The 12,328-nt window shown below is 53.4% G+C and carries 5 protein-coding genes; 3 read left to right on the forward strand and 2 right to left on the reverse strand.

Translation table 11 applies throughout. The features are described from left to right. Nucleotides 1-312: 312 nt before the first annotated feature. Nucleotides 313-2,334, reverse strand: a complete 2,022-nt coding sequence (locus tag HOV93_RS10770) for a preprotein translocase subunit SecA (protein ID WP_235990152.1) — start codon at nucleotides 2,332-2,334, stop codon at nucleotides 313-315. 538 nt (nucleotides 2,335-2,872) lie between these two features. Here HOV93_RS10770 and HOV93_RS10775 point away from each other — a divergent pair. Next, nucleotides 2,873-4,354, forward strand: coding sequence for a BBP7 family outer membrane beta-barrel protein (locus HOV93_RS10775; RefSeq protein WP_207396505.1), 1,482 nt, complete (start codon nucleotides 2,873-2,875; stop codon nucleotides 4,352-4,354). An 85-nt stretch (nucleotides 4,355-4,439) separates the two neighbouring features. Here the strand turns inward: HOV93_RS10775 and HOV93_RS10780 are convergent, their stop codons facing one another. Further along, nucleotides 4,440-6,920 carry an SdrD B-like domain-containing protein gene (locus HOV93_RS10780; protein WP_207396506.1) on the reverse strand — a complete coding sequence of 827 codons (2,481 nt, stop codon included), beginning with the start codon at nucleotides 6,918-6,920 and terminating at the stop codon, nucleotides 4,440-4,442. Between the two features lie 514 nt (nucleotides 6,921-7,434). Here HOV93_RS10780 and HOV93_RS10785 point away from each other — a divergent pair. Then, nucleotides 7,435-9,357 (forward strand): hypothetical protein, encoded by a 1,923-nt coding sequence (locus tag HOV93_RS10785; protein ID WP_207396507.1) that lies wholly within the window; start codon nucleotides 7,435-7,437, stop codon nucleotides 9,355-9,357. 88 nt (nucleotides 9,358-9,445) lie between these two features. Then, a complete protein-coding gene (locus tag HOV93_RS10790; RefSeq protein ID WP_207396508.1) occupies nucleotides 9,446-12,130 on the forward strand; it encodes a dockerin type I domain-containing protein in 2,685 nt (894 codons plus the stop codon). Nucleotides 12,131-12,328: the final 198 nt, after the last annotated feature.

Consider the following 12,328-nt stretch of genomic DNA (forward strand, 5'->3'; position numbering starts at 1 on the left):
ATTTAAGGTTTGAGGCCGATCGTTTCGCGATCGCAAAATCCTACGTCTCACCATAACAAGGGAGGTGAGAATCGAAAATCTCGAAAGCCGAAAAGGTGTCAACCAGGAATGCCGCAAGGCAGGATATATGGGTTACAAGGATCGTGTCGCCGAAGAACTCTACACGCCCCGCGGGTCGTTTGTTCGTTTTGTGATAAGAAGTTACAGTAAGAATTCTTACAAGCTGTGCTGCCAATTGGATAATAAAACGCAACATTTGACGGAACATAGGGTGACTTCGTTCCATCATGTCTCCAAATCGCATCACTCTGGCTAGTCTGGCGAATCCAGGTAGGGATCTTGTCCCATTTCGCGATGCATCTTCTTGCGCTGTTTTTCGTGATACAGCAATACCTTGCGATCACTGAAGTGTTTCTTCTCGATCTTTCGCTGCGATTTGCGGAAGAGCTTCGAGTATCCCGGCAGTTCTGCTAGCCGGTTTTCACCGTAGGCGATTAGCTTTTTGTACCGCGTCGGCCCTAAGCCAACCAGCAAACAATCGTCGTCTAAAGCCATAAATTGACGCGTGCTGCCAGGGTCTCCCTGACGGCCACAACGACCCACGAGCTGACGATCGATACGCGCCGAGTCGTGCATCTCGGTGCAGATGACATGTAGTCCGCCTAAAGCGTGAACACCTTCACCTAACTTAATGTCGGTACCACGCCCCGCCATGTTCGTCGCGACGGTTACTTTACCTGGGTGCCCGGCCCGAGAAACAATATCCGCTTCCGCAGCAACCTGATGGGCATTCAGCACTTCGTGCTCGATGCCTGCTTGCTCTAATAGACCAGAAAGATGCTCGCTTTTTTCAATGGTCCGGGTACCGACCAGAATAGGTCGACCTTGCGAGTGAATCTCGCGAATCTCATCGACAATCGCCGTCCACTTGGCCTCACCATTTCCGAATACGCGATCTGGCCATAGTTTTCGCTGCGGGATGCGGTTGGTCGGACACTTGATTACGTTCAGCTTGTAAATTTTCTTGAATTCCCCTTTGGAACTCGATGCCGTACCGGTCATTCCGCCCAGGTGCCGGTACCGTAAGAAAAGATCCTGAACGGTGATTCGGGCAGCTTGCCCGGTGGCGACGGTTACTTCCACTCCTTCTTTAGCTTCGATCGCCTGATGAATACCATTGCTCCACTTTCGACCTTCGGCGATACGTCCGGTCGACTCGTCGACGATGACGACCTCGCCTTCTCGGATGACATAATGTTGTCCGCTGTGGAAATCGCGTTTCACCTTGATCGCGCGTTCGATGTAGTCGTACAGATCGACCAGACCCACGGCATCTAACAGCTTTGGCTTAGGAATCTGCCGAACTAGCAAACGTCCAGAAACGCTCAATTCCACCGACTTTTTGTCGTGATCGTATTCGAAATGATGATCTTCCTCGAATTCCTCTTCGCTCTTGGCTGCCCAGCGATGGCAAGCCACGGCCACTTTTTCGGCCTCGCCTGGGATCGCACTGATCACCAACGGGGTTCGAGCATCATCGATCAAAACACTGTCTGCTTCATCCACAAGCGAAAAGTAATGCTCGCGCTGGACTGGCTCTTCGCCTTTCTCGGACTTGCCCGCTAGCATCGCCCCCAACACGCCTAGCCCTTGCTCTCGTGTTTGGCGGATGAGAAGCCGGTCTCTTAGGAAATCGAAGCCGAATTCCTTGGAGGTCCCATAGGTAATGTCGCACGAATAAGCTTTTCGCCGCTCTGGCGAGGACATTTGGGATTCGATCACTCCCACGCTCATTCCCAGCATCTTGTAGATGGGCATCATCAGCTCGGCATCACGAGCGGCCAAGTAATCGTTCACCGTGGCCACGTGCACTCCTTTACCAGGCAATGCGTAGAGATAGGTGGGCAAAGTGGCGGTCAGCGTTTTCCCTTCGCCCGTCTCCATCTCGGCGATGGCACCGTTGAACATGATCATCCCGCCGATTAACTGCACCTCGTAATGGCGCATGCCCATCGTGCGTGCGCCGGCAATGCGGACCAGAGCGAACGCCTCGGGCAACAATTTATGTAGCGCCTCGCCACTTTTGGCCCGGTGACGCAGGCCCAGACTGTGTTTGCGAAGGTCACGTTCCGAGAGATCTTTTAGTTGCTCTTCAAAGCGGTCGATCAACGGCAACTTCGCCACGAAGCGTGCGAGCCCTGATCGCGTTACCTGCGAAAAGGCCGACCCCAACGGATTAGCGCGAAACTTGCGGGGAGCTCCTCGCTGAGGAGCTTCCGACTTCTTCGATTCTTCCGCCTGCGGTGCTTCCAAGGTCTGTTGATTTGTATCCAAACTAATATGGTCCCCGGAGGAGTGCTGCCACTAAGTTAGGTGGGTGGGACATTCTAACCGTTACCCACCTTAGATTTTAGTATGAAAGACAAGTCTTTCCGTTCCCAATATTCCGTAGAGTGTTTCCTAAGATTTGCAGGGCCTGGGTCAAGCAACGTCCGCTACAACCAATTGCCCTGGATTATCCGTCAAACTCGTCGCAGAACACCCATCTTTACATCCGGCCTCCGTTCTGGATGGAGAATTCCGTTTATACGGGTTGCACGTTGCTTTTTGTTTAACCGGCACATGCCTGAAGGCCGACATTCCTAATACGTCCGGAATAATCGTACGCGGACCGATTCGAGCGCAGGGCAAGGGTCCTGACCATAGAAACCATTCCGCCCGATCAACTTGGTCTCTTCGGAAACCATGTTTGTCGTTGGCTATTCGATTTTGGATGTCCATCAGACGCAAGCGGTAGCTCTTGTAACTCCTTCCGTTATTCGGAACGAGGCAGGGCCTTGGGAGCGACAGCATTAGTTTGCGAGCACACAACATGAAGCTTAACTACTCCACCCTAGCTTTCTCGATCGTCGCCGTGGTACTCGGCAGCGGTCGATCTTATGCCCAAGAGGGTTATGCTCCGATGGGATCGCCATATCCCGCCGGTGCTCCTGCTCCCTACAATCCCGCCGGAATGCCTCCTGCAGGAATGCAACCTGGGTACCCACCTCAGGCCATGATGGGCGCCCCTGGCCCCATGGGTGCACCAGGCCAAATGCCCGGGCCGATGGGCCCGATGCCTGGTCCGGGTCCCGGTCCTATGATGGGAGGCCCAGCTCCTTATGCTCATATGGCTGCCGCCAATGCCCACGGTCAAATGAACCCTGGCATGCAGTACGGCGGCCCAGCCGATGGTTCGATGTACGAACCCGCTGGCGATTACGTTCAGTACGAAAACGTTACCGGCGCTGCCTGCGATGACGGCTGTGCTCTTCCGCCACGAGCTTACGGAAGCTTCGATACGTTGGTGGTTTGGCGTCAAGGTGGCAACTACCCGCCGATCTTGACGACGAGCGATCCGGCTGACCTGGGTGTCCTGGGTGCGGCCAGCACTCGCGTGTTATTCGGTGACGGATACGAAACGGGCGATGCCGGCCTCGGTGGCCGTATCACGCTTGGTCTCTGGCTGGACGACTACCAAAACTGGAGTGTCGGCGGCCGCTTCCTGGCTTTGGAAGAAGAAGGCGCGAACTACTCGACCAATTCCAATGAGTTCTCGACGTTGGCCTTTCCGTTCTTCAACACCAACACCGGCATGCAAGACTCGGTCGTGGTGGCCCTTCCAGGTACCGGTACCAACGCCGCAGACAATACGACGGTAAGCCTCAACAACGAGAACACCGTCTATATGGGCGACTTCTTTGTCACCAAGCATATCTACACCAATCACGGCAACCGCTGGGACTTTGTAACCGGTTACAGCTATGCCAAAGTTGAAGATCGATTTGGAATCAACGCTCAGTACACGGTCCAAGACCTTGCACCTCCGGGCGGCTTAGCGACCGGCGACATGGTTGCTTTGAGCGACAACTTCTCGGCCACCAACGAGTTCCATGGCGGCCAGTTTGGCTTGATCGCTGAGTTCCAAGACGGCCCCTTCAGCTGGCGTGCATTGGGTAAGATCAGCGTTGGTGGTATGAAGCAAGAGGCGACAATCTCTGGCCAATCGACCGTCAACGGTGCTTTCAGAAACAATGCCGGCATCTACACCAACTCGGCCAACGAGGGAAGTTACACTCGCGATCAGTTCGCTTACATTCCAGAAGTGAATGTCGACATGATCTACGCTTACAACTGCAACCTCGACTTCAAGATCGGTGCTAACTTCGTCTACTTCAGCGACGTGGTAACCGGGGCGACGATGATCAACACGAACGTTCAGCCAGGTGCTTTACCCACCGATCCTCAGTTCAGCTTCATTGAACAGGACTTCTGGATTGTGGGAATGACCTTGGGTATGGAATACCACTACTAAGCTAGACCAAAGCTTAGCTGCCAAGAAATGCAAAGAGCCGGCCTGTAAAGGACCGGCTCTTTTTTTGTTGGTGTGTATCTCAAGCTTACATGTTCGCGAACGCAGCATCGACAGCGGCGAGGTTGGTCATGACGCTCGAAGCGGCACCGTTGATACGAATGATCATACCTTCACTCGTGTTGGCGACGACCATGTAACCGGGCGTCGAGGTCGAGAAGGCCTGAACGACAAATTGCGGCTCTTCAACCCCTTCAACACTCACCTCAAAGGCAATCTGCGAATCGCCGGTAGTTGGATCCAGGTAAGCGTACTCAGGTCGAATTTGAACGAGTCGATCCCAACCGAGGTCAACCGTATACCATTCTAGCGTCGCTACGCCACCACTCTTCGAGAAGGCGAGCACAATGCTGTCTTCCGTATTAGAGGCGATCGAATCGGCCATACTGGTGTACTGATAATCGCGGCCGCGATAACCGAAGTTCAAGCCGGTAAATGTGCCCGGTTCACCACCGCCGACTTGGATGTCGCTGATCGTGTTACCAGACAGAGTGAAGTCACCGGCAGAGGTCAGCCCCTTGCGGGTAAAGCGAGGATCGGTGATACGAACCGAGTAAGTTCCTTCGTCGAAGCCGGCGAAACCGTAGGCACCATATGCGTCGGTAACCGTGGTCTCGACAACCGCACCGCCGCTATCCAAAAGCTCGATCGTTACGCCGCCAACTCGAGTTTCAGGGCTGGCATTTGTGTCGGCATTTTCGTCGACATTGCCATCATTGTCGGAATCGAAGTACACCACTCCAGAGAGCAAACTGTTAAACAGCGTCTTGAAGATGATGGTCCCTTCGGTGACTTGGTTGTTGCCGTCACTAACCCGGTAGGTGATCGTTTCTTCCAGACCTGGAATGTCCGACACGTAGGTGAATTCACCGGTCGGATTAAGCATATCGTCCAGAACTGGCGTAAAGGTCCCTTGCAGGTCCGATTCGGTCAGGTCGTTGCCCGCCTCATCGAAGAAGCCAATGAACGTTGGCACGTCCGAAGGTTCGCCCGGCGTGACATTGTCCATGATGTCGATCACATCGGTCTCAATACCTTCTTCGACTTCAACTTGGAAGGGATCTTCCAGAAGGAGAACACCTTGATCAATTTCGGTGATCGAGACAAAGACACCGGCCTCGGTCGTCCCGGTGTTATTCGTCATACCGGAATCGATGATCGTGTACGAGAAGGTTTCCGAGATGCCACCTACCCCGGTTGGCACCTGGTACAACAGTACCTGATGCGAAGTGATCCCCGCATCGACGATTTCCTGCACGCTTTGCGCGTCGGTTTCAATCGTCACCGATCCCTGAGTCGGTTGAGTGACCTCATCGATATCGAACCGATCTCTCAGCCCGGGCACGAGATTCTGCATGGAGTCCAGGTCATTGGCCAGGACATCGAGGACGTAGTACTTAATGCCGTCGATTTCAACAACCGGTGGATCGTTATCCCCGGGAGGTATCGCGTCAGCCTCGAGGTAGTCTTCCACGACTTCATAGGAATCGAAGTTCGCTCCGGAAACTGGCTCGGCTTCAACGACTAGCGTGACCCTGCCTCCTTCAAAGCGAACGATTTCGCCCGGCCCCGAATCGGCGAAGAAGGTGGCGTTCACATTCGAGTCGTTATCGATCGTGCCATCACGCAGTCTATCGTTGAATGAGCTGACGACATCCAAAGGATCGTTGCTTAGGGGATAATCCTGAACGACCACGTCGAAATCCATCCCGGTGGCAGGCGTTTCAGCAACCGTGCGGAACGTAATCGTGGCGAGTTTACGCCCGAGAAGTGCATCGGTCTCGCCCACTGCGTTTAGCTCGCTAAAACCACCAATATACCTCAGGTAGCCCGCTTCGACTAAATCGCTATCTTGTGCGTAAAGAGAACCGTAGGGTGTTATGTTGCTAGGGGTATCGCCGGTCAAAGGACTAAAATCCTGACCCAACACGATATCCGTAGAGATGTTATCGATGGTCAATCGCGACGAGTCAAACGCGATGTCGACAAAAGCCACATTGATGAACGATTCTACATCCGAAGCGTCCTCAATCCAGATTTCCAGATCGAAGGTCTCGTTCAGATCGACGGTCGTGCTTCCACCTTCGTCAGTATTGCCGGCCCCGGTCACGATCCGTAGATTCACGTCGGCGCGGTACGTGGCATCGGCGACTTCCCCTTCCAGCGTCAAAGCATCCAGCGCGGAAAGCAAGTCGCGGTTGGTTAGTCGGCCGTCATTGTCAACGTCCAGGTAAAGGGTTTGCTCCCCTTCCAGCAGGCTTCGAGCAGCCAACTGCTGAGATTTGCTCGACTTCAAACTCGAGAGCAGTGTGTCGACATCCAATTGGTCGAACACGCCATCGGCGTTCACGTCGTGCGACATGTAGTCGTTATGGACAACAGAAAACGCATCCCCTGCCAGCATGGCTCGGCTCTCTAACGGTTCCATGCGACGAATCGCTCGCTGCCGTTTGGCTCGCTTGGTCGTTTTGTTGGGGACGCGGTGCTGGCGGCTCTTGTTCTTTTTCATGGCGACCTACGGCAACCTATATTTTCGATTAGGCAAGTAGCAAAATGAGTAAGTTAGGAAATTAGGGCGATTCGATCGGCGTCATCCAGACTAATTGGGCAAATTTGCCTTTGCAAACTTTTTCTTATCCTCGTTAGATCCCTAAATGGGAGTAAAACCCCCACGATCCGCATAATTTTCCATTTACCTAGCCACTTGGTCGCTAATCGCAGGGCAGAAGTTCCTTGCGACTTGAAGAAAAGATTCCAAAAATCCTGGTTTTGCGTTCTCTGCCGGAACTATTGGGGTGTGAACTCGTCCAAAGCTATGGCTTGTCGTGAGATCTCCGGGGTTACAACCCATACAACCCCTAAAGTCAGAACTGCTAATGGTTTTACGCAATTGCGTTGGCTAGTCTCGCAATTACTCTAATACCTAGGCATTCCTGCTCGCGACACGCTTGTCGTCGCAAGTCACCCTACTTTCCCAACATGTCTCGGAATTCTTCGAGGCATGAAGCAAGTACGCAACCGCCATGAAAAAAGCACGTTCCCGCTCGGCTTCCCCGAATTCGCTTCGCCGCCACTGGAATCATGTATCGCGGCTCGAGCAACTCGAGGGACGCGAAATGCTCAACGCGACCAACGAACTCATTTCGCTGCGACTGGCCGCTACGGATCTGCATGGAAACGCGATCACCCAGATCGAACAGGGCGAAAGTTTCCTGATCAAAGCCTACATGGACGATCGCCGAGACGAGTTGGATCTGAGCGAGAATGGCATAGCGTGGGGCGTCTATGCCGCCTACTTCAACATTACCTTTGATTCAGAAGGCTTCGAATTTGACCCGACCTACGGTGACGGAGGTGTCAAATATGGACCGAATATGAGTCCCGTCGATGAAATTCCCCCCATCCCGGATACTTCATATGATGGCTATATCGAAGGTCTGGCGGTGCAAAATGTGTCCGGTGGGTACATAGACGAGATCGAAGCTCTTTCGTTTCGGATGATTGCCCAGACGCCAAACGTTTACGACATGGCCGAAGCGTTTACTCCGCATTTTCATTTCGACCAAATTGATCTGGTTGAAGATCCCAACGTGGTTCCCGATCTATGGGAACCCTATTACATCGATGGTGTGCCTCAAGTGGAACGCTTGACCGGTCAAGCGTTTTATAACGCAGTCGATCTGGCGGACGAGTCCTTCTTGCTCCATCTATATGATTCACAACGCATCACCTCGGATAGCGAGGTTTACTTCGAGGGAGTCGACCTGGAAGTGATCGCGGCCTCGAGTGCTGCCGACTATCAATTGCGTTACGTGACCAAACCAACGCTGACTTCCAATGGCGAGGTAAATAATCTCCCTACGAATGTGGAAGTCATCGACGAATGGAACCACATCTACGTCGAGGTATATGCCCAAGCGCCAGCCGGGAGTGCCATTCAGGCAGGCATCGTGGAAATTAGCTACGATGCAGCCGATTTCGGTTTCGTTCGGGCAATTGGACGCGTCGAAGATCCTGCTAACCTGAGGTACTCGGTTACCTCCACCGATGTCGACGAAGAGAATGGCACCGTTCGCGTAGGATTCAGTTCGCTATCGACGAACCTTGGAGACGATCGCTACGCACTCGTCGGTCGCATCCAATTGAAATCGAACATGGAACTTCCGGTCGATTACACCAATGGTCCTTTGACCTTCACGCCGTCTTCGGAGATTACCCTTTCTGATACCAACGCCACGGTGATCGATGACGCGACGATGGTATTGTCCGTTATTAACGGAACCGCGACTGCCAGCCACAGTTTTGAAGTTTGGCCGGTAATCTACGACGTCGGTGCCAACGGTGAAGATCGCAAAGTCGGAATTTCCGATTTTGCCGGCTTCATCGGCCAGTACGGCAGGTTTGTGAATAACGACCCACTGATCCGCAAGTTCGATTTCAATAACAATGGGAAAGTCGATCTGGCAGACTTTAGTCTGTTCATTCAGAACTACGGCGAATCGGACGATTCCGTGACGTTCCGCGACTATCCAACCGGCTACCCAGGCACCATTGGTGGTGTTCCGCTGATGGCGAGCTCCTTCGTCCTTGAAGGGGAACAGGTAGACGCCCGCTCGACGCCGCAAACGACCACCTCTCCCACGATGGTCACTACGGAAGACAAGCCGTCAACGATCTCGGGCCAGTCTCTGAGCAATACCCTCCCATTGACCCAATCGGCTTCCACTGGTTCTTCTTCCGACGATGCAAGTCAAGACAACCAAGTTGTTACGCCGGAAGAGGAAACCACGGACGCGGCAATTTCCTCGCTTGATGACCAAACCGATTTAATTATCATGTCGAGCCAAAACTCGGAATCATCATTCGCTTTGGACGACGATGAACCAGAATTCGCAGATCATGCCGATGAAGTGCTGGCCATCTGGGAGGATGAGAACAACTTGTAGTCGGAGCGTGTGCACTCGCTCCGAAATCCATGATGCCGTATTTAGGCATCTCCCGTACCGTTGCTGGCGATATTCGCTGGATTAATTCATGTTTCGATTCTCTTCTTATCGACGCTCCAATGATCGCGGAGTGAAAAAACGGGCTGCCGGTTCAGTGCGTCGTCGACAGAGAATCGAGAAACTTGAATCACGCCTGGCGCTCTCTTCGGTCCCCTTGAACGCTCAACCGCTGGATACCGGCGAGTTCATGCTCGGGGATGTCACGGTGACGGTTGTTTTCTTTGAATCAGATGGCACCGTCGACTCCAACACCGAGAACTGGAACACCACGCATGCCAATCAGGTGAAGCAGCGTATCGAAGAAGGACTCCAGTGGTGGGTCGATATGCTGGCCCTCCAGTCGAGCGTGCATGAACTGAATTTCGAGATCGACTACACCCACGCTAATACCCCGATCCAAGTGGGTATAGAACCAATTTCGCGCATCGCGACCGACTTAGACATCTGGGCTGGCGAATTCCTCGATTTTGTTGGTGCCGAGCGATCGGACATAATCGACAACGACATACGTTTGTTCAATCACAGCCAGCGAGTTGCCAACGATACAAACTGGGCATTCACCCTCTTTGTTATCAATGCTCAAAACGATTCCGACGGATGGTTTGCCCCCGGAAGCGTGCAAGGCGGGTTCTCGATCGCCGGTGGCTCGTTCCTGGCAATTCCATCTGGGCGTCCTGCCAGCACGATCGCCCACGAGGTGGCCCACCAATTCTGGGCGATGGACGAATACGACGGCTCAGGCCACTACGAAGATATCCGCGGCTATTACGGCACTCAGAACACCAATGCCCACGATGGGAATCCTTCGCCAGAAACGATTGTCACAAGCCTGATGGGGCACTCTCAGCCCTTAAAAGATGCCTACGCCGCCTACATTAGCAGTATCGAGACGTTCGAATCGATTGGCTGGAAGGACTCGGACGGCGATGGACTATTCGACGTCTTTGACGTTCCGATCTCGTTTTCGGCCAGCAGCCAATACGATCCGACCACAAACCGCATACAGGTCCGCGGTAACGCTTCGATCGGCGTACTTCCCAATCAGAATTCATGGGGACTGCAAAACTCGGTCACCATCAATCGCCTAAGCCATATCGAATACCGCATCGCTGGCGGCGCGTGGCAAACCGGCCCGACCATCGATGACTACTCAAACGACTTTGACTTCCTGATAGAACTCCCGGATTCCCATCAATACGACATCGAAGTTCGCGTGGTTGACGAAACAGGCCTCATCCATTCGCAGTCACTTCACGCTTCGACAGCCCATATCGATTCGACGGATGTGCATGGCTTTACCGGCTACCTTACCTACGATGAAAACGGTGACGGCCAATATAACGCCGGCGAGCAAGGCCTGGCTGGCTGGACGGTGGAAGTCGTGGACATGGCCGGTAATCCTCAAGAAACACAAACCATCATCGAGCCTGATGATTTCGACCATGGCGAGATCTTTTACGACTCCGTTGGCGGAATCACGCTGATCGCCGAAGGCTCGGAAATTGCTCCGGGTTTTGCTGATGTATCGGTCCGCAATAGCTCTCTTTCCAGCACCGGCGGACGAGGGTTTTATAATTACTCTGACAGTTCCTGGAGCAATGTCTGGTCTGAGAAACGTCAGCTGAAGATGACCTTCGATGCACCAGTCAGCCGTGTTTCGATTGACGCGATCGCGGAAGTTGACGGCGATATTGGAATACTAGAACTATACGATTCCGAGCACAATTTGCTGGGGCGTTATACGACCAGTCCCATGGATGGCGGCACGTCTGAAACCATGGTTGTAGAGCTCGCCTCGGCCGAAGCAAGCTACGCAATTGCTCGCGGACACCTGACCGACACGAATGATCAACGTCGCAATCTACGTTACGTAGGCCTCGACAATCTTCAGGTTGGTCGGCCTCACACAGCAGAGACCGACGAATTCGGAGCGTTCACGCTTCCATTTGACTTCGACGGAAACTACCGCTTGCAGGCAACAGCCCCGGAAGGGACAACCTCGTACTTCAGCTCACTGCCGGCAACCGATGTCACGTTGACCCCTCAAGCCGGCACGAACCGGGTTGCCTGGTCTGCTTCGATCGCCGACGACTCGTGGCACAACCCGCTGACGTTTGTCGACGTGAATCATGACGGTGAGATCGACCAGATCGATTTTGACCTGCTATTGAGCGAACTGCGCAACCCGCAGTTTACTTCCGGTGCATCTACAGCAAGCCGAGTGCTCGAACCGAATCATATGCCCGGCGACCCATTCTTAGACACCAACGCCGATGGCCGCTTCGACAAGCTCGATCTCTTACTATTGCTTGACACGATGACCACCCTGGCGGAAACAGGACCAACGATCAACCCAGAGCCGGTCCCGTCATTTGCGTTCTACGCGACACTGGACTCCGCCAGCTTCCAAAATGACGACCCACAGGTGCCGATGACTGAGACTCCCAATTCCAACGCTTTGGAAGGGGAACCCATTTCTCAGCAGTTCGCGTCGTCTCACAACGAGGAAGAGCAGGGGAGTGGCAAGGAAACTTCTTATGAAGTTCCTCTTGAGCTAGGTTCATTCCAGGAAGTCGTCCTGGCGTCGCAAGATTCTGCCATCATTGATTCTGTTGATGACATTTGCGATCTCTCAAAGCCGAACAAGCCCCTCGACGATCAAGCGGTCGACGCCGTTCTATCGGACCTGGAAGCCTCTCTCGAGCTGCTTTAATCTCTCGGCCAACTAGATGCCAGGCATGATAGCCCAGGATCACCACTGGCATGAGGAAGGCCGCAGGCTATTTCCTACATAAGTACGTTTCTGTGAGTCGTCCATGTTTACAAAGACTTGCGGCATCATACCTAACGAATTGATTGCCAGCGGCAAGGTCTCGCTTGATTCGACGATTATTGTTCTAAGCTACGCGCA

The organism is Bremerella alba, from assembly GCF_013618625.1.
Taxonomy (GTDB): Bacteria; Planctomycetota; Planctomycetia; order Pirellulales; family Pirellulaceae; genus Bremerella; species Bremerella alba.

Bases quoted from the DNA above. Each gene is read 5' to 3' on its own strand.
- HOV93_RS10780 (WP_207396506.1), bottom strand. From the start codon at position 6,920: ATGAAAAAGAACAAGAGCCGCCAGCACCGCGTCCCCAACAAAACGACC.
- HOV93_RS10785 (WP_207396507.1), top strand. From the start codon at position 7,435: ATGAAAAAAGCACGTTCCCGCTCGGCTTCCCCGAATTCGCTTCGCCGC.
- HOV93_RS10775 (WP_207396505.1), top strand. From the start codon at position 2,873: ATGAAGCTTAACTACTCCACCCTAGCTTTCTCGATCGTCGCCGTGGTA.
- HOV93_RS10790 (WP_207396508.1), top strand. From the start codon at position 9,446: ATGTTTCGATTCTCTTCTTATCGACGCTCCAATGATCGCGGAGTGAAA.